We start from the raw sequence: 19,102 nt of genomic DNA, 5'->3' as shown, positions 1-19,102 counted from the left end.
AAGAAGTTCAGTATTCGCCGCACTTTTTATGACACCCTCCCCCGCGCCGCGATGGCGCGGCATGCCACGGCCAGTTCGCGGAACGCCTTTGTTGCCGGCAGAGCGCGCTGCACCACCAGCGTGACGATGCGCCTCTGCTCGTCGCCCAGGCGCAGCACCAGCAGCGCCGGCCACAGGGTCGAACCGGGCAGCAGCCACAGCGGCGGCGTGGCCGACACCGGCACACCGTCATATGCGTCATGTTCCGTCAGCCGAAACTGGCCGACCGGTGAAATATCAAGCGTATGCGGCTTTCCGTGAGAACACGGCGCAGCGAGCAACAACACGCCGCCAGCGGCACTGATCAGCGCGGCAGGCCAGCCCAGGGCGTAAGCGCCCGTTGCCAGCGGCCAGGCCGCCAGCAAGGCAGCGACGCCCAGGCACGCTTGCAGCAGACGCAAACCGACAGGCGTGCGCAGGACAGCCGATATGGCAATCGACATACACTCTCAATGGGGAAAATATCAGGCGCGCCGGCACCATGCCGGGCAAATTCAGGCGCCAACGAACGTTGGCGCCGAATCAGCGCTCACTACGGTTTGACCGCAGCGAGCGCCAGAAAGTTCAAGCTGTTACAGCTTATTTCGCTTTGCCGAAAATCAGCGTGCCATTCGTTCCGCCGAAGCCGAAGGAATTTTTCACTGCATAATCGATCTTCATGTCACGCGCCGTATTGGCACAGAAATCGAGATCGCAAGCCGGATCCTGGTTGAAGATGTTGATGGTCGGCGGCGACACCTGATGGTGGATCGCCAGGACCGTAAACACCGCTTCCAGACCGCCCGCGCCGCCCAGCAAATGGCCCGTCATCGATTTGGTCGAATTCACTACCAGGTTTTTCGCATGGTCGCCGAAGGTGCGCTTGATGCCCATCACTTCGGCCACGTCGCCTTGCGGGGTCGACGTGCCATGCGCGTTCAGGTATTGAATCTGGTCCGGGTTCAAGCCTGCGTTGTTGAGTGCCGCGATCACCGATTTGCTGCCGCCGCTACCATCTTCCAGCGGCGAGGTCATGTGATAAGCATCTGCGCTCATCCCGAAACCATGCACTTCGGCATAGATCTTGGCACCGCGGGCCACCGCGTGCTCGTACTCTTCCAGCACCATCACGCCGGCGCCTTCGCCCAGCACAAAACCGTCGCGGTCGGTATCCCACGGACGCGACGCCGTTGCCGGGTCATCGTTGCGGGTCGACAAGGCGCGCGCCGAGGCGAAACCGCCCAGGCCCAGCGGCGAGACGGTCGATTCGGCACCGCCGGCAATCATGACGTCGGCATCGCCGTACTCGATCATGCGCGCGGCTGCGCCGATGCTGTGCAAACCGGTGGTGCATGCCGTGACGATGGCCAGGTTCGGGCCTTTCAGACCATATTTGATCGAAAGGTTGCCAGAGATCATGTTAATGATCGAGGCAGGCACGAAAAAGGGCGAGATGCGGCGCGGGCCACGTTTTTCGTACTCGGACTTGGTTTCTTCGATCAGCGGCAAGCCACCGATGCCGGAGCCGATGATCACGCCGATACGCTCGGCGTTCTCTTCGGTGACCTCCAGGCCACAGTCCTGCATCGCCTGGATACCGGCAGCCATGCCGTAATGGATGAAGGTATCCATATGGCGGGCTTCCTTACCGGAGATATACTCTTCGATATTGAAACCTTTGACTTCACCGGCAAAATGCGTGGTGAATGGCTGCGCATCGAACTTGGTAATCGTGGCAATGCCCGACTTCCCTTCGATGATTGCGCTCCACGCCTCGGCAATAGTATTGCCGACAGGTGAAACGCAGCCCAGGCCGGTGACAACAACACGACGGTTTTTAGAACGGCTCAAGCGATTCTCCTGAAGTCGGTCAGACAGGCTTAGGCCTTGACGTTGGCGGTGGCGTAGTCGATCGCCTGTTTCACCGTGGTGATTTTTTCAGCTTGTTCGTCAGGGATTTCCATTTCGAATTCGTCTTCCAGGGCCATCACCAGTTCCACGGTGTCCAGCGAATCGGCGCCCAGGTCGTCGACGAAAGAGGATTCGATTTTGATGTCTGCTTCTGCAACGCCCAGTTGCTCAGCGACGATTTTCTTAACGCGTTGTTCGATATCCGACATGTTATGGCTCCAAAGTGTGTGTTACGGAAAGTGCGCGCATTTTATCAGGTTTGCGCGTCCGAATACTAATTTCGGTGTCTGCTGCTAATTCAACCGAAGCTGCTGCTAAAAGATGCGATTATAGTCAAAAACCAGTTGCACATCATGCCACAAACTGGTGTTTCATCCATCTTTCACATCAATTCATATACATGCCGCCATTCACGTGCAAGGTCGTGCCCGTGATATATGCCGCTTGCGGCGACGCCAGGAAAGCCACGGCGGCGGCCACGTCTTCCGGCTTGCCCAGGCGCGACAGCGGAATCTGCGTCAGCAAGGCCGCGTGCTGTTCTTCGCTCAAGGCCTTGGTCATGTCGGTATCGATAAAGCCGGGGGCGATGCAATTGACAGTAATGTTGCGGCTGCCGATTTCACGCGCCAGCGCGCGGCTCATGCCTTCCACGCCGGCCTTGGCCGCCGCGTAATTCATCTGGCCCGGATTGCCTGACGAGGCCACCACCGAGGTGATGTTGATGATACGCCCGGCCTTGGCCTTCATCATGCCGCGCAAGACGGCGCGCGACAAGCGGCCGACGGCCGACAGATTGGTGGTGATCACATTGTCCCACTCTTCATCCTTCATGCGCATGGCCAGCTGGTCCTGCGTGATGCCCGCATTGTTGACCAGGATCGACAAGCTGCCATAGGTTTTCTGCACTTCGTCGACCACGGCCGCACAGCGCGCCGCATCGGTCACATTCAGCACCAGGCCCTTGCCGGTCACGCCTTCGGCGGCCAGGTAATCGGTGATCGCCTGCGCGCCGGCGTCCGAGGTAGCGGTGCCAACCACGGTGGCGCCCTGTTTGCCCAGTTCGGTGGCGATGGCGCGGCCGATGCCGCGCGAAGCGCCCGTGACCAGCACGACTTGATTCGTTAAATTCATGAGTATCCTTAATATGGCTGGCGGCAGCATGGCTGCCGGTAGCTGTTACTTGAGCTGCGTCAAAATACGGTCGAGCGAGGCCTGGTCGACGATGGCGTCACCCACCAGCACCGGGTCGATGCGCTTGGCCAGGCCCATCAGGACCTTGCCCGGACCGCATTCGATCACCTGGGTGATGCCGTCGGCCGCCACCTTCTGCATGGTTTCCACCCAGCGCACGGGGCTGGCCGCCTGGCGCACCAGCGCATCCTTGATGCCCGCCACGTCATTGACGATGGCAACATCGACGTTGTTGATCAGGGCGATCTGCGGCATATTGAATGGCAGGTCGGCCATGTAGTCGCGCAAACGGTCCGATGCGGGTTTCAGCAGCGAGGAATGGAATGGTGCCGATACCGGCAGCTTCATGGCGCGCTTGGCGCCCTTGGCCTTGGCCAGTTCGCAGGCGCGCTCGACCGCGGCCGTATGGCCGGCAATCACCACTTGCGCCGGCGCATTGAAATTGACAGGCTCGACCACCAGGGCCGGGTTTTCGGCGGCCGCCTCCGCACAGGCGGCGCGCACGTCGTCATCCGACAGGCCCAGCACGACGGCCATGGTGCCCTGCCCGACCGGCACGGCTTCCTGCATCGCCTGCGCGCGGAAACGCACCAGCGGCACCGCGTCCTTGAAGGCGATCACGCCGGCGGCGACCAGCGCCGAGTATTCACCAAGGCTGTGACCGGCCACCACGGTTGGCAGCGGGCCGCCGGCCGCCAGCCAGGCGCGGTAAAACGCCACGGCCGCCGTCAGCATCACGGGCTGGGTATTGGTGGTCAGGTCCAGCTCTTCCTTCGGACCTTCGGCGATCAGCTTGCCCAGGTCGAACTGCAGCGCCTCGGACGCTTCGGCCACGGTCTGTGCCACCACCGGGTTGCCGGCGAAACCGTCGAGCATCGCGATCGCTTGCGAACCCTGGCCTGGGAAAACAAATGCAAATTGTGTCATGGGGACTCCGTTTTTAATATTGTTGCAGCTTGTGTGCAGCTTACATGCGCGCCAGCACGGCGCCCCAGGTAAAGCCGCCGCCCACGCCTTCCATCATCACATTGTCGCCCTTTTTGACGCGGCCATCGCGCACGGCGATGTCGAGCGCCAGCGGAATCGAGGCGGCCGAGGTATTGCCGTGCTGGTCGACGGTGACAACCATCTTTTCCAGTGGCAAGCCGAGTTTCTTGGCGGTGCTGTTCATGATGCGGATATTGGCCTGGTGCGGGATCAGCCAGTCGATCTGGTCCTGCGTCATGTTGGCGTGTTCCAGGGCTTCATGCGCGACTTTTTCCAGTACCGAGACGGCCAGCTTGAAGACGGCCGGGCCATCCATGTACAAAAAGGCGCTGCCGGCCAGTGCGCCGCCGGCCACATTGCCCGGCACGCTGAGGATATTCGAATGACGGCCGTCGGCATGCAGCTTGGTGGCCAGGATGCCCGGCTCTTCCGAGGCCGTCAGGACGATGGCGCCGGCGCCGTCGCCGAACAGCACGCAGGTGCCGCGGTCGTCGAAATTGAGGATGCGCGAAAACACTTCGGCGCCGATCACCAGCACGTTTTTATGCATGCCCGACTGGATGAAACTGTCGGCGGTGGCGACCGCATACACGAAGCCGCTGCAGACGGCCTGCACGTCGACCGCCGCGCAATTGTTGGTGATGCCCAGCTTGTTCTGCACGATGCAGGCGGTGCTGGGGAAGCTGCCGAAGAAGTCGGGGGTCGAGCTGGCGACGATGATCAGATCCAGGTCATTGCCGTCGAGACCGGCCATCTCCAGCGCCTTTTTGGCCGCTTCGACACCGAGGTCCGAGGAATTTTGCGATGGCGCCGCGTAATGGCGCGCCGAGATGCCGCTGCGCGAGACGATCCATTCATCCGAGGTCTCGATGCCCTTGGCGGCGAGCTGTTCCGTCAGATCCTGGTTGGTCACGCGCTTCTCCGGCAGGTAGCTGCCGGTACCGATGATTTTGCTGTAGATTTTACGTACGATAGTCATGCTTACCATCCACTAAATGCTGGAGCTTGTTGATGTAGGTTCTTCCGCCACTGGCGTGCGCGGCATCAGCTCGGCGATCATGCTGGCCAGGTGGGCCTGCACATCATTCTTTGCCGCCTCATAGGCGCGGCGCAAGGCCCATTCGAACGAATAGGCGTCGGCGCCGCCATGGCTCTTGATGACCAGGCCACGCAGGCCCAGCAGGCTGGCGCCGTTATAACGCGAGGGATTCAGGCGATTGGTGATGGCCTTCAACGCGCCGCGCGCGATCAGGGCACCCAACATGGTAATCGGATTGCGCTTGAATTCCGAGGTCAGCACGTCTTTTACGAAACGCGCCAGGCCTTCGATGGCTTTCAGGGTGACGTTGCCGACAAAGCCGTCGCAGACGACGATATCGGTGGTGCCCTTGAAGATGTCATTGCCTTCCACGTTGCCGTAGAAGTTCAGCGCGCCGCGCTCGTGGTCGGCTTGCAAGAGCTTGGCGGTCAGCTTCACCACTTCATTGCCCTTGATGTCTTCCGTGCCCACGTTCAACAGGCCGATGGTCGGCCGTTCGATATTTTCCATGGCGGCAACCAGGACCGAGCCCATGATGGCGAACTGGTGCAAGTGATGCGGCTCGCAATCGACGTTCGCACCCAGGTCCAGCATGTAGGTCGGGCCGTTCTTCTGATTCGGGAGGATGCTGCAGATGGCCGGGCGGTCGACGCCCGACATGGTTTTCAATACATAGCGCGAGACGGCCATCAGGGCGCCGGTGTTGCCGGCGGACACGCAGGCTTGCGCCGCGCCGCCCTTGACCTGTTCGATGGCCACGCGCATCGACGAATCCTTCTTGCGGCGCAGGGCCACTTCGAGTGTATCGTCCATGGTAACTTGTTCGGAAGCATGCAATATCGACAGGCGCGGATGCGTCTCTGCCTTGTGCTTTTTCAGCTCGGCACGGATCACGTCTTCCAATCCTACCAGGATCAGTTCGGCGTCAGGCTCGTGTTCAATAAAGGAAATTGCTGCGGGGATAGTGACTGAGGGACCGTGATCTCCGCCCATGCAGTCGATAGAAATTTTGATTGTCATTTGGTGTGATTCAGTACCGCTGCGGGCTTGCGGCAAGATGTGAATCGGACTGTCGCTGCAGGGATGCACAGGCCTGGTCAGCGTGATTCAAAATGACGGTGCGCAAGATGAATTGCAGCCGATAAAAAAGAAGAAGCGGCGCCACGCCGAAAAACCAACGCAACACCGCTTTCATCTTACCCAACAAAACGTCGATTACTCGTCGTTTTTGGTCTTCAACACTTTACGGCCACGATAGAAGCCGTTAGGGCTGATATGGTGACGCATGTGTGTTTCGCCGGTAACTGGCTCGACGCTCAATTGCGGCGCGACCAGGAAGTCGTGCGAACGGTGCATGCCGCGCTTGGAAGGGGTTTTCTTGTTCTGTTGAACTGCCATGATGACTCCTAATACATAAGTTCTAAAATTTTAGCACAATCGATCAGCAAATTCATGCGAATCGAGTATCCCAGCGGCAAAGACTATCCGAAAACAGGCCGTACCACATCGTTTATTTCATGCTACGTTTCACTACACACTGCCATACTCGATTACTACACGCGTTTGACACGTTCTCTAAGTACTACTACCACTACTTATTCTGGCTTCAAGTCTTTCAGTGCCGCAAACGGCGACTTCTTTTCAGTCTTGAGAGCATCGAGCTGCGCCGTATCGGGGCAGACGTCATGTTTGGGTACCTGCGGCAAGGCCAGCAAGGCTTCATCTTCGATCAGGGCCGCGGCATCCATGCTGCGGCTGCCGACGATCACGTCGATCGACTCATCGTCGATGATTTCTTCGATCTCGTCCGCATGCTCGTCATCCTTGCCGAGCATCAGTACTGTCGAAGAATCGATATCGTAAGCAAACGGGGCCAGGCAACGCTGGCATACCAGCTGAACCGTGCCGTTGACCGACAAGGTAAGTTGCGGGTAGCCCAGCTTGCTGGTGCCGCCGACGATTTTCCAGGCGAGCTCACCGGAAGTATCTGCGCAATCCTTGGTCAACCGGGTCATTTCAGCGACAGGAGTGACACCCTCGCGGCTCCCGCTGATACGACAAAAATCAAAGGCGTCGATCACAAAAGCATTCATTGGTAGAAAATTTCCCCGGAAAACCAGCGATGATAGCAGGGTTTTCAAGCCGGAGTCAAAGCCTGCTTGCATTTTTTTGATATCAAGCAGGCCAGGAATGCGCTGTATGGTGGGGACAACCGCAAGCAGGATTTGCCCGGCAACGCTGCGGCAGACTACACTGGCGGCCTTGCCAGCCGCTTTACAGACCCGAATGATACCAACTTCCAACCCATCGCGCTTGATACTTGCATCGAGTTCCGCCTACCGCAAGGAGCTGCTGTCGCGTCTGCGCCTGCCGTTCGAGGTGGCCGTGCCCGACCTCGACGAGCATCCCCTGCCTGGTGAAAGCCCCAGCGCCACCGCACTGCGCCTGGCGCAGGCCAAGGCGCAGGCCGTGCTCGACCGCTTTCCCGGCAGCCTGGTGATCGGCTCCGACCAGGTCGCCACTTTGGACGGCGCGCAGATCGGCAAGCCGGGTAACCATGCCAACGCCCTGCGCCAGCTGCAAACCATGCGCGGGCGCGAAGTGATCTTCCATACCGCGCTGTGCCTGCTCGATGGCCGCCAGGCGGTCGCCACCGCCGAAGTCGAGGATATCCGGACCCTGGTCACCGTGCGCGACCTGCCGGACGCCGAACTGGACGCCTATTTGCGCATCGAACAGCCATATGACTGCGCCGGCAGCGCCAAGAACGAGGGGCTGGGCATCGCCATCCTTGACAGCATCAACACGACCGATCCGACCGCCCTCACCGGCCTGCCGCTGATCGCCCTGACGGGCATGCTGCGCCGCGCGGGCGTGGCGTTTTTCACCATTTAAACCAGAGTAACCCATGACCGGCACCCTTTATCTGATCCCCAACCACCTTGGCCTGTCCGACGGCCCGGACGATGCGCTGGACCATATCATTCCCGAGCAGGTGCGCCTGATCACCTCGCAGCTCGATTATTTCGTCGCAGAAAATGCCAAGACGGCGCGCGCCTTCTTGAAACTGATCAATACGAAGCATCCGCTGGCGAAACCGTTGCAGGAAATCACCATTTCCGAGCTGAACGTGAATACCCCGGCGCAGGCGCTGGCCAGCCTGCTGGCACCGCTGCTGGCAGGGCGCGACGCGGGCCTGGTGTCGGAGGCGGGCGTGCCGGCCGTGGCCGATCCCGGCGCCGACCTGGTGCGCCTGGCGCATCAGCATGGCGTGAAAGTGCGCCCGCTGGTAGGACCCTCGTCGATCCTGCTGGCGGTCATGGCAAGCGGCCTGAACGGCCAGAGCTTTGCCTTCAACGGCTATTTACCGACCGACGCGGCGCTGCGCGCCAAGCGCATCAAGGAACTGGAAAGCCGTTCGCGCAGCGAAAAGCAGACCCAGCTGTTTATCGAAACGCCCTACCGCAACGCCGCCATGCTCGAAGCGCTGGTGGCGCAATGCGCACCATCGACGCTGATCTGCGTGGCAACCGACCTCAGCCTGGATACGGAGGCGATCCAGACCCTGAATGGCGGACAATGGAAGAAACAGCTGGCGGCCGGCAAGGCGCCGGACTTCCACAAGAAGCCGACTGTATTCCTGCTGCTGGGCCAATAAGGTTCAATGCACAGTGCGCGAGATGCCGTGCACATAATCGTTGACCCAGGCATAGGCAGCCACCTGGATCGCCGTCAGCTCGTTTTCAGACAGCTGCAATTGCTCCAGCATGGCGGCCGTGGCCGGGCCGCCGTCGGCTTGTTCGACCTGCTCGACCAGCGCCAGCATGTTGCCCAGCTCGCCGTGGCGGAACAGCAGCGCATCGCTGACCTTGCTGTTCACGCGCACGCTGCTGACCACTTCGCTCATCTGCATGGAAAACAGGGTGTCCATCAACGACATGATGCCCACCGTAAAGCCGATATCGGCATATTGGTGCTGGCCCGGGCGCAGTTTTTCCGTCATCAGTTCCAGCAGCTTGCCGCGCGTGGTGGCCAGTTGCAGCAAGGGCGAGGTGAATTGCGCCGACGTTCCCGGCCGCACATACAATAAAATCTGCAGCCAGCGCTGCAGCTGGCGGCGGCCAAGCAGCAGCAAGGCCTGGCCCAGGGTGTCGACCCGCACGCCGGCGCTGACGGCCGGCGTATTGACCAGGCGCAGCAGGTTCAGGCCGATCATCGCGTCGTGCTTGATGCAGCGCTCCAGCTCGCGGTTGTCGGCATTGCTTTGTATCAGTTCCAGCAGATGCAGGATGGCCAGCTCCGAGGCCGACATGCGCTTGCCGCTGAGAATCACGGGTCGCGCAAAATAATAACCCTGGAAAAAATCAAAGCCCAGCGCCAGGCATTGCTCGAACTGGGCCATGGTTTCCACTTTTTCCGCCAGTAATTTCTTTCGCGACACGGCCAGCACCTGCGCCAGGCGCGGCAATTCGTCGGGCGCCAGCTGGGCGATATCGACCTTGATCACGTCGACCAGCGGCAGCAATTGCTGCACGTCGGGCGTGTCGAGCACCACGTCGTCGAGCGCAAAACGGAAACCGGCATGGCGCAGCTCGCTGATGCGGGCCAGCAGGGCCGGCGTCGGGCGCACGGTCTCGAGGATTTCCAGCACCACGCGGTGATGCGGCAGGAATCCGATGAAGTCGCTCATCAGCGCCACCGCATCGACATTGATAAAGGCCAGCTGCAAGCCCACCACCTGCTCCATGCCCAGGTCGGACGCATGGGCGATGACGGTGGCGGTGGCCGCCACGGCGTCGCCGGTGATCATGGCCTGGTTTTCGGCGGTGCTGCGAAACAGCAATTCGTAGGCCACCAGGCGCTGGTCGCGGTTCAGGATGGGCTGGCGGGCGAGAAAGAAATCCTGCAGCGCAGGGTTGTCAGATTGCAAGGAAATAGTCATGGAACAGCCCGCGAAGAAGGGCCGCGTTCAGGCTGCGGCAGGGCCTGGGCCGGCGCTTGCCGACCCGCACCCAGTATAGCCCCAGCCTGCTGTACAACTATGTGCTACAGCACACGCTGTGCGCGCAAACCACGCTCAGACGCGGCGCGTGCCCGTGTTCCTGACGCCGCCCTTGCCTGTTTCCAGCACGAACTTGGCGCCGTCGTCGCGGCCCAGCACCTTGACCAGGTAGGGCATCACTTCGCGCAGCATCGGCTCCAGCGTGTACGGCGGGTTCAGGATGAACATGCCGCTGCTGTGCAGGCCGAAGCCATCCGGCGACGGCGTGTTCACCGTCAACGTCACGTGCAGCCATTCGGTCGCCGGCAGCTGCTTGAGCTTGTCGGCGAACTGGCGCGATTCCATGCGCTGCAGCACCGGGTACCAGACAGCGTAGATGCCGGACGGAAAACGCACGAGCGCGTCGGCCAGGGTGTCCTTGACCTTGCGGTAGTCCATCTTGTCTTCATAGGGCGGGTCGATCAGCACCAGCGCGCGGCGCGATGGCGGCGGCAGCAGCGCTTTCAGGCTCTGGAAGCCGTCGGCCTTGGTGATGATGACGCGCTTGCCGCGCACGGCAGGACGCTCGCCCTGGGCCAACGCATGCGCCTCGACCTTGCGGAAATTATCGGCAAGAATCTTCGCATCGGCCGGATGCAGTTCGAACAGGCGCAAACGGTCCTGCTCGCGGCTGACCTGGTCGGCGCAGTACGGCGAACCCGGGTAGTAGCGCATCTTGCCGCTCGGATTCATTTCCTTGATCAGTTTCAAGTATTCGGCCAGCGAGGCCGGCAGGTCGGTACGGTCCCACAGCGGGGCGATGCCGGTTTCGTACTCGGCGTTCTTCGACGCATAGCCGCCGTCGAGCGCATACACGCCGGCACCCGAGTGGGTATCGATATAACTGTAGGCGGTATCTTTTTGATTCAGGTACTGCAACAACTGAATCTGCACATAATGCTTCAACACATCGGCGTGATTACCCGCATGAAAGGCGTGGCGGTAACTCAACATAAGCTGGCAATTCCATAAAATAAAGTAAAGGTGGGGGCTGCGCTTACACCGGGCAGAGCATGGGAACAGACTGGGAGGGTCAGGCTGCCGGACCAGGAAACAGCATGGACCAGCGTAATCAGCGCGCAATATCCCCGCATTATCCACTAGAAACCGCCTCGGCATCAAAAAACCGCTCAAACCAGCTCGACAGTTGCCCAGCCTGACCCGGCCGGGCGCGGTAGAATACGCGCATCGGCGCGAGCGCCATCTGCACTGAATGCCACAAAGACATGCATAGCCTGACCCTGACTACCGAGAACCGCGCCGACATCGCCGCCGCCCTGGCCGGCCCGCGCTGGATCGTCGCCTGCCTGTGCGCGCAATGGTGCGGCACCTGCGCCACCTACCGCAATACGTTCGAGGAGCTGGCCGCGCGCCATCCTGACGCCGTGTTCGTCTGGGTCGATATCGAAGACCAGTCCGAGGTGGTGGGCGAACTCGATATCGAGAACTTCCCGACCCTGCTGATCCAGCAGGACGACAACGTGGCGTTTTTCGGCACCGTGCTGCCCGATGGCGGCCTGGCGCACCGCATGGTGCAGGCACAGCAGGCGCTCACTGCGGCCGAATTGGCGGCCTTGTCGACCAGCACCAGCGAGCGGCGCGGCTGGCAGCGTGACTGCAATCTGCGCACCATGCTGGCGGCGGCCTGAGGCTTCACCCCAGCCGCAGAGGCAGGCTGCGCAGCCGTTTTCCGGTCAGGATAAACAGCGCATTGGCCACCGCCGGCGCGATTGGCGGCGTGCCCGGCTCGCCCACGCCTTCCGGGTGCGCGGCGCTGGCGATGATGATGGTCTCGACGTGGGGCGCCTGCCCCATGCGCAGCACCGGGTAGTCGTGGAAATTGCCCTGCTCCACCCTGCCCTCCTTGAAGGTGATCTCGCCGCCCAGCGCCGCCGACAGGCCGAACAGCACGCTTGACTCCATCTGCTGGGCGATGATATTGGGATTGACGGCCAGGCCGCAATCGATGGCGCACACCACCCTGTGCACGCGGATCTCGCCGCTCTCCACGGACACCTGCGCCACTTGCGCGACGATGCTGCCGAACGACTGGTGCAGCGCCACGCCGTGCGCATGGCCGGGCGGCGCGCTGCCGGCCTTCGCCACGGCGGCGTCCAGCACGGCCAGGTGGCGCGGATGCTTGACCAGCATGGCGCGCCGGAAGGCGACACTGTCCTGCCCGGCCGCATGCGCCAGCTCGTCGATAAAACTTTCCTTGAAAAACGCATTGTGCGAGTGGCCCACCGAACGCCAGTAGCCGACCGGAACCAGGCTGTCCGCAATCACATGGGCGATGCGCTGGTTGGCGATCTCGTACGGCATGTCGAATTCGCCTTCGGCGGTGGTCTTGTCGGGTCCCATGCCGGGCAAGCCGAAATTGCGCTGCAGGTACTGGTGCGTGATCGAGGCGCTGGCCGATTTGTTGCTCCAGGCGGCGATGCGGCCCTGCGCATCGAGCCGGGCGCTGAAACGCGCCAGCGCGGCCGGCCGGTACATATCGTGCTTTGTATCCTGTTCGCGGGTCCAGATCAGCTGCACCGGAGCACCCTCGCACTGCAGCGCGATGGCGACCGCCTGCGCCACCATGTCCACCTCCAGCCGGCGGCCGAAACCGCCACCGAGCAGCAGCACCTCGATGGACACGTCGCTGCTGGCCACGCCGGCCACCTTGGCCGCCACGTCGACGGCGATGCCCGGCGCCTGGGTCGAGACCCACAGATGCACCTTGCCATCCTTGACCTGCGCGGTGCAGTTGACCGGCTCCATCGCCGCGTGGGCCAGGAACGGCGCGCGGTACTCGGCGGTGACGTGCCGCATCGCCTGCACCTGCTTGCCGTCGACCTTGCCGCTGGCGTGGTAGGTGTGGCCGGCTTCGCTGTCGAGCAGGCGCGCAAAATCGGCATACACGTCGGCACTGGACAAATTCGACTGCACGCCCGCCTGCCACTGCGTCGGCAGGGTGGCCGCCGCCTGCTTGGCGCGCCACCATGTATCGGCGACAACCGCCGCGCACGACACCCTTTGCTGACCCAGGGCCGGCGTCAGGTCCAGCACTTTTTTCACGCCCGGCATCGCCAGCGCCACCGGCGCATCGAACGACGACAAGATATCGCCCAGGCGGCGCGGCAGATGCAGGGCCGCGTACAGCATGCCGGGCCGCCGCGCATCGATGCCGAACACGGCGCTGCCATTGACCTTCGACGGCGTGTCCGTGCGCGCAATGGCCTTGCCGATCAGCTTGAAATCGGCCGGGGATTTCAGCGCCGGCGCGCCCGGGTCCAGCGCGCTGGCGCGTTGCGCCAGGCTGGCGTAGCCGGCGCGCCGGCCATCGGCGTGCACGACTTCGCCGTTCTCGGTGCGGCATTGCGACGCTGGCGTTTGCCACTGCGCCGCGGCGGCCGCCACCAGCATGGCGCGCGCGCAGGCGCCGGCCTCGCGCATCGGCTGCCAGCCATCCTTGACGCTGGAAGAACCACCGGTGACAACCACGCCCAGTTCGCGCGCGGCCTTGGCCACCGTCCACTGCGCCAGCTGTTTCAGCCGCCCCTCGTCATCGGGATGAAACGGCAGGCCGTCGACCAGCATGGCGAGATTGCCGAAGATCTTGTCGACCGGCGCCTGCATCAGGCTGATGGACGCCAAAGGCACGTCGAGTTCCTCGGCCACCAGCATGGCCAGCGCGGTATGCACGCCCTGCCCCATTTCACTGCGCGGCATGGCCAGCAGTACCGTGCCGTCAAGCCGGACCGCCAGCCAGCCGTTCAGCGCCACGGCGCCATCCTTGACCGGCAGGGGCACGCTGCCGTGCAGGCGCTGGCGCGGCGGCAGCACGCCCCAGCCCACGACCAGCGCGCCGACGCCGGCCACGCCCAGCCCCAGGCCTTTCAACAGGAAGCGCCGGCGGGAAGTCGGGAGGGTTGCAGCCATGGGATTCATCCAGTCAGATTCAATTGTCGCGCCAGCGCTCGACTATATCCTGCGCCAGCACCGGCCGGCTATAAAAATAGCCTTGCGCCAGCCGGCAGCCATGGCGCAGCAAAAAGGCGGCCTGCTCCTGCGTCTCGACGCCTTCGGCGATCACCGACAGCTGCATGCTCTTGCCCAGCTGGATAATGGCGATCGCAATGGCTTCGTCGTTGGCGTCGCTCGAGATGTCCTTGATGAAGGAGCGGTCGATTTTCAAGGTCTGCACCGGCAATTGCTTCAGGTACGCCAGCGAGGAATAACCGGTGCCGAAGTCGTCGATGGCCAGGCCCACGCCGATCGCATGCAGGTCGTTGATATAGCCGAGCGCGTCGCCCGTGTTCATGATCACCGATTCCGTCACCTCCAGCTGCAGCCGCTGCGGCGCCAGCCCCGTTTCACGCAGGATGTCGGCCACCACACCGGCCATGCTGCCGCGCTCGAACTGCTTGACCGACAGGTTGACGGCCATCTTCGGCACATGCAGGCCCTGCGCCTGCCAGCGCATCATCTGGCGGCACGCTTCGTCGAGCACCCATTTGCCCAGCTGGTTGATATAGCCGCTGTCCTCGGCCAGCGGAATGAAGCGGGCCGGCGGAATCAGGCCCAGTTCCGGGTGGTTCCAGCGCACCAGGGCCTCGACGCCGATCAGGCGGCCCGTGTCGATTTCCACCTGCGGCTGGTAATTGAGGAAGATCTCGTTCTTTTCGATCGAGCGGCGCAGGAATGTTTCCAGGCGCAGCCGCTCGATGCCTTCGCCCGTCATCGACGGCGCATAGAAACGGTAGCCATTGCGCCCGCGCGCCTTGGCCTGGTACATGGCCACGTCGGCATTGCGGATCAACATGTTCAGGTCCTGCGCGTCATCCGGGAACAGGCTCACGCCCACGCTGCAGGTGACGAACAATTCGTGGCCGGCCACCAGGAACGGCTGCTCGAACATGGCCACCAGTTTTTCCGCCACCTGGGTTGCGCCGTACTGGCCGTCGACATTTTCCAGCAGCACGATGAACTCATCGCCGCCCAGGCGCGCCAGGGTATCGCCTTCGCGCAGGCGCACCGCCAGTTGCGCCGCCACCTGCTGCAGCAGTTCGTCGCCGATATGGTGGCCCAGGGTGTCGTTCACATTCTTGAAGCGGTCCAGGTCGATGAACAGGATGGCCAGTTGCTCGCCGTCGCGCGCGGCGCGCAGCAAAGCGTGCTGCAAGCGGTCGTGGAACAGCAGGCGGTTCGGCAGCGCGGTGAGCGGATCGTGATGGGCCAGGTGGTCGAGCTTTTCCTGCGCCTGCTTGACCTGGGTGATATCGCTGCACACGCCCACGTAATGGGTGGTCAGCGCATGCGTGTCGCGCACGGCGCTGATGGTCAGCCATTCCAGGTAGAGCTCGCCGTTCCTGCGCCGGCGCCAGATCTCGCCGCGCCAGAAACCGGAGGCGATCAGCTCATCCCACATGGTCTGGTAAAACACCTCGTCGTGGCGTTCGGAGCGCGTCAGCGAGGAATGCCGTCCGACCGCCTCGGCCTCGGTATAGCCGGTGATCTGCGTGAAGGCGGGATTGACGGCGACGATCACGCCCTCGATATCGACCACCATCACGGCGTCGGCGATATGTTCCAGCACGGTGGCCGACAGGCGCAGCTTTTCTTCGGCTTCCTTGCGCGCGGTGATGTCGGCATACACCCAGATGCTGCCTTCGGCGGGGCGCAGCGGATCGAGCGCGCAGCCGCTCACCAGCGCCCAGAACAGGCTGCCGTCGCGGCGCCGGTAATGGCGCTCTTCGCTGAAGTCGCCGCCGGCCCCCAGCGCCGGATACTGGCGCTCGCCGGCCTCTTCAAAATCGTACTGGGTGGGGAACACGATGGCGGTCGAGCTGCCCGTCATGGCGCCATGGTCATAGCCGAACAGTTCTTCGCAGCGGCGGTTGACGGACACGATGCGGCGGTGGCGCACGAACATCACGCCGAACATCACATTGTCGAGAATCGCGCTCTGCTCGGTCAGCAGCGCTTCGATGCGCATTTCATGGTGCTTGCGCTGGCTGATGTCGGCGATGATGCCGTCGACCCAGACCATGCCCGCGCTGCCGGCCTGCGGCTGGCCGTTTTCCGCCACCCAGCGCTCGGTGCCGGTGGCGTCGACGATGCGGTATTCGAGTGCATACGGGCGCATCTCGCCGACCGCCTGCTTGACGGCGCGGCGGTGCGTGCGGCGGTCTTCCGGGCAGATCAGGTCGACCCAGGCGTGGGTGGTGCCGCGCATCAGCTGCGCGGCCGTATAGCCGACGATGTCTTCGATGGCGTCGCTGATGAAATCGATGGGGCCGTCGGGCCGGTAGCGGAACACGGCGCCCGGCACTTGCGTGACGATGGTGCGGAAGCGCTCTTCGCGCTGGCCGACGTCTTCGAACAGCTGGCGGATGGCGGCGCGCATCTGTTCCAGCTGCGTGGCCAGCCGGCCCAGCTCGTCATTGCCGCCCGCTTCCAGGCGCGTATCGAAATCGCCATGCGACAGGCGGTCGGAAAAGCGCATCAAGCGGCGCAGCGGCCGCAGCAGGCGGCGGTTCATGAACAGCACGATCAGCGCCATCGAGATGGCCAGCTGCGCGCCCAGCACGAACACATAGGCGATCTGCTTTTCGCGCAATTCCTGCTGGCTGCGCGCATCGTCCATTTCCACCACCACATGGCCGATGCGTTCGCCGCGCACGGCGATATCGCGTTCGGCGCGGTAGACATTGCCGACCGGGCGCTGCGGCGCCTGCAGGCGCATGAATTCGGTGTCGGCCTGGCCCACCACCTGCACCAGCAGTACGGCGCGGTCGCGCATCACCGATTCGACCAGCGACTGGGCCGATTCGGCATTCATGTTCCACAAGGACTCCTGCATGCCCAACGCCAGGATGTCGGCATTGCGCTGCAGCGCTTCATTCAGGCTGGTGCGCGCCGACTGGCGCTCGTGCACGCCGACCAGCAGATAGCTGCCGATCAGGGCCGGTATCACCAGCCCGCCCAGCACCACCAGCAGCAAGGCGCCATAGATCGAGGAACCATACAGGGTGCGTAGGCTGGCCAGCCAGCGGCGATGGGGGGAATTAGCCATGCAGGCACGGGCCAGGGTAAGTCATGCGAGCGGTCATCGGATGGTAGCGGGAGGTTACGGGAAGCGAACGGCGGGAGGAATTTTCCAAAGGCAATTATGCATGGAAAAAGCGCACAAAGTCACATCTGGCGCCACAAGCGGCAGGAATATGTACCAGAAACCACACGCCCCGCAGGCGTTTCCCCGCCTGGCCAGCAGAAAAGGCCGCGCCTTGCTATCATCGCGCCACTTTACCTAGAGGAACCACCATGACCTTCTCCATCCATTCCGCATCGATTCCCGTCTTCAAGCAAATCCTGGGCAGCCTGGCCGCCATCCTGGACAAGGCCGAAACGCATGCGCAAGACAAGAAAATCGATCCGAACGCGCTGCTGCAGTTCCGTTTGTTCCCGGACATGCTGCCGTTCGTGCGCCAGATCCAGATCGCCACCGACTTCGCCAAGGGCTGCGGCGCGCGCCTGGCCGGCGTGGCCGTGCCACCGTATGAAGATACGGAACAGAGCTTTGCCGAACTGAAGGCGCGCATCGTGAAAACCATCGCCTTCCTGGAAAGCCTGCCGGCAGCGGACATCGAAGGCAGCGAAACGCGCGCCATCACTACCGGCAGCGTCGAAAAGACCAAGCACTTCACGGGCCAGACCTATCTGTTCCACTACGCGCTGCCGCATTTCTTCTTCCACGCCACCACCGCGTATGACATCCTGCGCCACAACGGCGTGGAAGTCGGCAAGAAAGATTTTATCGGCAGTTATTAAATAGCAAGGGGTAGGATCCTTCGGGTCCGACCCCGGCAGTTGCATCTGGGTTTCAAGTATTCCGGCGCGGGTAGCCCTGCGCCAATATCCGCACCCAGACGAGCTCTTTTTGTTCCGGCGTCATCGACACCCAGTGCGCCACTTCCACCACGCTGCGGCCACAGCCGCGGCAGATTTCATCAAACGTGGTGGAACAGACGGCCACGCAGGGCGTGTCGGGGCGCTCGGGCAAAGGATCTTGCAACTGCGCCGAATCATCGCCCATCTGAACCCGCCTTCGCGATGCCGAGCTTTTGCCAGCCGTCCAGGCCCAGCTTTTCCAGGGTGGCGATATTCTTGTCGAAAATCTCGGACGCTTCCGGGAACGCTTCCACCGCGCGCTCGATGCTGTCCTCGCGCAGCAGGTGCAGGGTCGGATACGGCGAGCGGTTGGTAAAGTTGCTGATGTCATCTTCGAACGTCTCGGCAAACTGGTAATCCGGATGGAAACTGGCCACTTGCAGCTCGCCGGCCAGGTGCATGTCTTCCACCGCCGCATCGGCCACGTCGAGGAACTCGTTGTAGTCGAGGAAATCGTTCAAGGTATATGGGTGGATCAGCAACGTGGTGTCGATCTGCTCGGGGCTGGTGTCGGCCAGGGTTTGCAGCTCGTCCATCAGCATCGCCAGCAGGTCTTCCGGATTGCCCGAATCGCAGACCACGTAGCGGATCTGTTTCTTGACATGCACGGCCTTGGCAAACGGGCACAGATTCAGGCCGATCACGGCTTTTTCCAGCCAGTCGACGGTGTTGGCGATAATGACGGCGTGGTCGTCGTCGTGGCGCGGCGGGGTATTCATCAGCAGGACTCTCTATCGATAAGGGCGACCGGCAAATAGCGGCCGGCCAAAGCCAAATTGTACGCACTCTTTGCGCAGTCTCATACTTGAGGGCTGCCACGCTTGCGCCAGGCCATGGCGCAACTATGCTATAACAGCGGCCGAACACGGTATTGGGCAAATTTTATTGGCAATAATTGCACTATTTGCGAATGGAAACTTCCCTTTATGCCGTCATCAGGCTGACATAATTCTTGACTCCGGCATGTGGATATACGT

19 protein-coding genes are annotated in these 19,102 nt (G+C 62.3%); 4 read left to right on the top strand and 15 right to left on the bottom strand.

The window, feature by feature from the left end; all coding sequences use genetic code 11:
* Positions 1–26: 26 nt before the first annotated feature.
* From Q8L25_RS14835 to Q8L25_RS14795, 9 genes are all read right to left on the bottom strand, one after another.
* The gene (locus Q8L25_RS14835; protein WP_308925545.1) at positions 27–482 is read right to left on the bottom strand and encodes a hypothetical protein; all 456 of its coding nucleotides are present in this window, start codon (positions 480–482) and stop codon (positions 27–29) included.
* 136 nt (positions 483–618) lie between these two features.
* On the bottom strand, positions 619–1,869 hold the full coding sequence (gene fabF, locus Q8L25_RS14830) for a beta-ketoacyl-ACP synthase II (protein WP_308925544.1): 1,251 nt from the start codon (positions 1,867–1,869) through the stop codon (positions 619–621).
* A gap of 29 nt (positions 1,870–1,898) precedes the next feature.
* On the bottom strand, positions 1,899–2,138 hold the full coding sequence (acpP, locus tag Q8L25_RS14825) for an acyl carrier protein (protein ID WP_152241902.1): 240 nt from the start codon (positions 2,136–2,138) through the stop codon (positions 1,899–1,901).
* A gap of 178 nt (positions 2,139–2,316) precedes the next feature.
* Complete coding sequence (gene fabG / locus Q8L25_RS14820) at positions 2,317–3,060, bottom strand: 3-oxoacyl-ACP reductase FabG (protein WP_308925543.1); 744 nt, start codon at positions 3,058–3,060, stop codon at positions 2,317–2,319.
* A gap of 45 nt (positions 3,061–3,105) precedes the next feature.
* Positions 3,106–4,047 carry an ACP S-malonyltransferase gene (gene fabD / locus Q8L25_RS14815; RefSeq protein WP_308925542.1) on the bottom strand — a complete coding sequence of 314 codons (942 nt, stop codon included), beginning with the start codon at positions 4,045–4,047 and terminating at the stop codon, positions 3,106–3,108.
* 40 nt (positions 4,048–4,087) lie between these two features.
* Complete coding sequence (locus Q8L25_RS14810) at positions 4,088–5,086, bottom strand: beta-ketoacyl-ACP synthase III (protein ID WP_308925541.1); 999 nt, start codon at positions 5,084–5,086, stop codon at positions 4,088–4,090.
* A 12-nt stretch (positions 5,087–5,098) separates the two neighbouring features.
* Positions 5,099–6,166 (bottom strand): phosphate acyltransferase PlsX, encoded by a 1,068-nt coding sequence (gene plsX / locus Q8L25_RS14805; RefSeq protein WP_308925540.1) that lies wholly within the window; start codon positions 6,164–6,166, stop codon positions 5,099–5,101.
* A gap of 195 nt (positions 6,167–6,361) precedes the next feature.
* Positions 6,362–6,544, bottom strand: coding sequence for a 50S ribosomal protein L32 (rpmF, locus tag Q8L25_RS14800; RefSeq protein ID WP_034749653.1), 183 nt, complete (start codon positions 6,542–6,544; stop codon positions 6,362–6,364).
* 197 nt (positions 6,545–6,741) lie between these two features.
* Entirely contained in the window at positions 6,742–7,239 is a 498-nt protein-coding gene (locus Q8L25_RS14795; RefSeq protein ID WP_308925726.1) for a DUF177 domain-containing protein, read from the bottom strand.
* 193 nt (positions 7,240–7,432) lie between these two features.
* Here Q8L25_RS14795 and Q8L25_RS14790 point away from each other — a divergent pair, with 193 nt between their 5' ends.
* Together Q8L25_RS14790 and Q8L25_RS14785 are read left to right on the top strand one after the other, a co-directional pair.
* Positions 7,433–8,041 (top strand): Maf-like protein, encoded by a 609-nt coding sequence (locus Q8L25_RS14790; protein WP_308925539.1) that lies wholly within the window; start codon positions 7,433–7,435, stop codon positions 8,039–8,041.
* Positions 8,042–8,054: 13 nt separating this feature from the next.
* Positions 8,055–8,804: an SAM-dependent methyltransferase gene (locus Q8L25_RS14785; RefSeq protein WP_308925538.1), complete on the top strand. Its 750-nt coding sequence runs from the start codon at positions 8,055–8,057 to the stop codon at positions 8,802–8,804.
* Positions 8,805–8,807: 3 nt separating this feature from the next.
* On the opposite strand, the gene Q8L25_RS14780 is transcribed toward Q8L25_RS14785, so the two are convergent.
* Both Q8L25_RS14780 and Q8L25_RS14775 read right to left on the bottom strand, forming a co-directional pair.
* On the bottom strand, positions 8,808–10,076 hold the full coding sequence (locus Q8L25_RS14780; protein ID WP_308925537.1) for an EAL domain-containing protein: 1,269 nt from the start codon (positions 10,074–10,076) through the stop codon (positions 8,808–8,810).
* A 147-nt stretch (positions 10,077–10,223) separates the two neighbouring features.
* Positions 10,224–11,141, bottom strand: coding sequence for a 23S rRNA (adenine(2030)-N(6))-methyltransferase RlmJ (locus Q8L25_RS14775; RefSeq protein WP_308925536.1), 918 nt, complete (start codon positions 11,139–11,141; stop codon positions 10,224–10,226).
* A gap of 272 nt (positions 11,142–11,413) precedes the next feature.
* Here Q8L25_RS14775 and Q8L25_RS14770 point away from each other — a divergent pair, with 272 nt between their 5' ends.
* Positions 11,414–11,836, top strand: coding sequence for a thioredoxin family protein (locus Q8L25_RS14770; protein ID WP_308925535.1), 423 nt, complete (start codon positions 11,414–11,416; stop codon positions 11,834–11,836).
* Positions 11,837–11,840: 4 nt separating this feature from the next.
* On the opposite strand, the gene Q8L25_RS14765 is transcribed toward Q8L25_RS14770, so the two are convergent.
* The gene (locus Q8L25_RS14765) at positions 11,841–14,114 is read right to left on the bottom strand and encodes a xanthine dehydrogenase family protein molybdopterin-binding subunit (protein ID WP_308925534.1); all 2,274 of its coding nucleotides are present in this window, start codon (positions 14,112–14,114) and stop codon (positions 11,841–11,843) included.
* Between the two features lie 19 nt (positions 14,115–14,133).
* Positions 14,134–17,250 (bottom strand): EAL domain-containing protein, encoded by a 3,117-nt coding sequence (locus Q8L25_RS14760; protein WP_308925533.1) that lies wholly within the window; start codon positions 17,248–17,250, stop codon positions 14,134–14,136.
* A gap of 248 nt (positions 17,251–17,498) precedes the next feature.
* Between Q8L25_RS14760 and Q8L25_RS14755 the strand changes: the two genes are divergently transcribed.
* Positions 17,499–18,005: a DUF1993 domain-containing protein gene (locus Q8L25_RS14755; protein WP_308925532.1), complete on the top strand. Its 507-nt coding sequence runs from the start codon at positions 17,499–17,501 to the stop codon at positions 18,003–18,005.
* A gap of 52 nt (positions 18,006–18,057) precedes the next feature.
* Here the strand turns inward: Q8L25_RS14755 and Q8L25_RS14750 are convergent, their stop codons facing one another.
* Complete coding sequence (locus tag Q8L25_RS14750) at positions 18,058–18,270, bottom strand: DUF1289 domain-containing protein (protein ID WP_308925531.1); 213 nt, start codon at positions 18,268–18,270, stop codon at positions 18,058–18,060.
* Entirely contained in the window at positions 18,260–18,844 is a 585-nt protein-coding gene (locus tag Q8L25_RS14745) for a DUF1415 domain-containing protein (RefSeq protein WP_308925530.1), read from the bottom strand. The genes Q8L25_RS14750 and Q8L25_RS14745 overlap by 11 nt, the downstream gene beginning before the upstream one ends.
* Positions 18,845–19,102 lie beyond the last annotated feature (258 nt).

The sequence above is a fragment of the Janthinobacterium sp. J1-1 genome (assembly GCF_030944405.1).
Taxonomy (GTDB): domain Bacteria; phylum Pseudomonadota; class Gammaproteobacteria; order Burkholderiales; family Burkholderiaceae_D; genus Janthinobacterium.
Note: the sequence above shows the minus strand (reverse complement) of the source record. Positions and strands in the feature narration are given on the sequence as shown.

Coding starts and splice junctions, on each gene's coding strand:
- fabD (WP_308925542.1), bottom strand. CDS start 4,047: ATGACACAATTTGCATTTGTTTTCCCAGGCCAGGGTTCGCAAGCGATC.
- rpmF (WP_034749653.1), bottom strand. CDS start 6,544: ATGGCAGTTCAACAGAACAAGAAAACCCCTTCCAAGCGCGGCATGCAC.
- acpP (WP_152241902.1), bottom strand. CDS start 2,138: ATGTCGGATATCGAACAACGCGTTAAGAAAATCGTCGCTGAGCAACTG.
- fabG (WP_308925543.1), bottom strand. CDS start 3,060: ATGAATTTAACGAATCAAGTCGTGCTGGTCACGGGCGCTTCGCGCGGC.
- Q8L25_RS14775 (WP_308925536.1), bottom strand. CDS start 11,141: ATGTTGAGTTACCGCCACGCCTTTCATGCGGGTAATCACGCCGATGTG.
- Q8L25_RS14835 (WP_308925545.1), bottom strand. CDS start 482: ATGTCGATTGCCATATCGGCTGTCCTGCGCACGCCTGTCGGTTTGCGT.
- Q8L25_RS14770 (WP_308925535.1), top strand. CDS start 11,414: ATGCATAGCCTGACCCTGACTACCGAGAACCGCGCCGACATCGCCGCC.
- Q8L25_RS14795 (WP_308925726.1), bottom strand. CDS start 7,239: ATGAATGCTTTTGTGATCGACGCCTTTGATTTTTGTCGTATCAGCGGG.
- Q8L25_RS14745 (WP_308925530.1), bottom strand. CDS start 18,844: ATGAATACCCCGCCGCGCCACGACGACGACCACGCCGTCATTATCGCC.
- Q8L25_RS14810 (WP_308925541.1), bottom strand. CDS start 5,086: ATGACTATCGTACGTAAAATCTACAGCAAAATCATCGGTACCGGCAGC.
- Q8L25_RS14755 (WP_308925532.1), top strand. CDS start 17,499: ATGACCTTCTCCATCCATTCCGCATCGATTCCCGTCTTCAAGCAAATC.
- Q8L25_RS14785 (WP_308925538.1), top strand. CDS start 8,055: ATGACCGGCACCCTTTATCTGATCCCCAACCACCTTGGCCTGTCCGAC.
- Q8L25_RS14765 (WP_308925534.1), bottom strand. CDS start 14,114: ATGGCTGCAACCCTCCCGACTTCCCGCCGGCGCTTCCTGTTGAAAGGC.
- Q8L25_RS14790 (WP_308925539.1), top strand. CDS start 7,433: ATGATACCAACTTCCAACCCATCGCGCTTGATACTTGCATCGAGTTCC.
- Q8L25_RS14750 (WP_308925531.1), bottom strand. CDS start 18,270: ATGGGCGATGATTCGGCGCAGTTGCAAGATCCTTTGCCCGAGCGCCCC.
- plsX (WP_308925540.1), bottom strand. CDS start 6,166: ATGACAATCAAAATTTCTATCGACTGCATGGGCGGAGATCACGGTCCC.
- Q8L25_RS14760 (WP_308925533.1), bottom strand. CDS start 17,250: ATGGCTAATTCCCCCCATCGCCGCTGGCTGGCCAGCCTACGCACCCTG.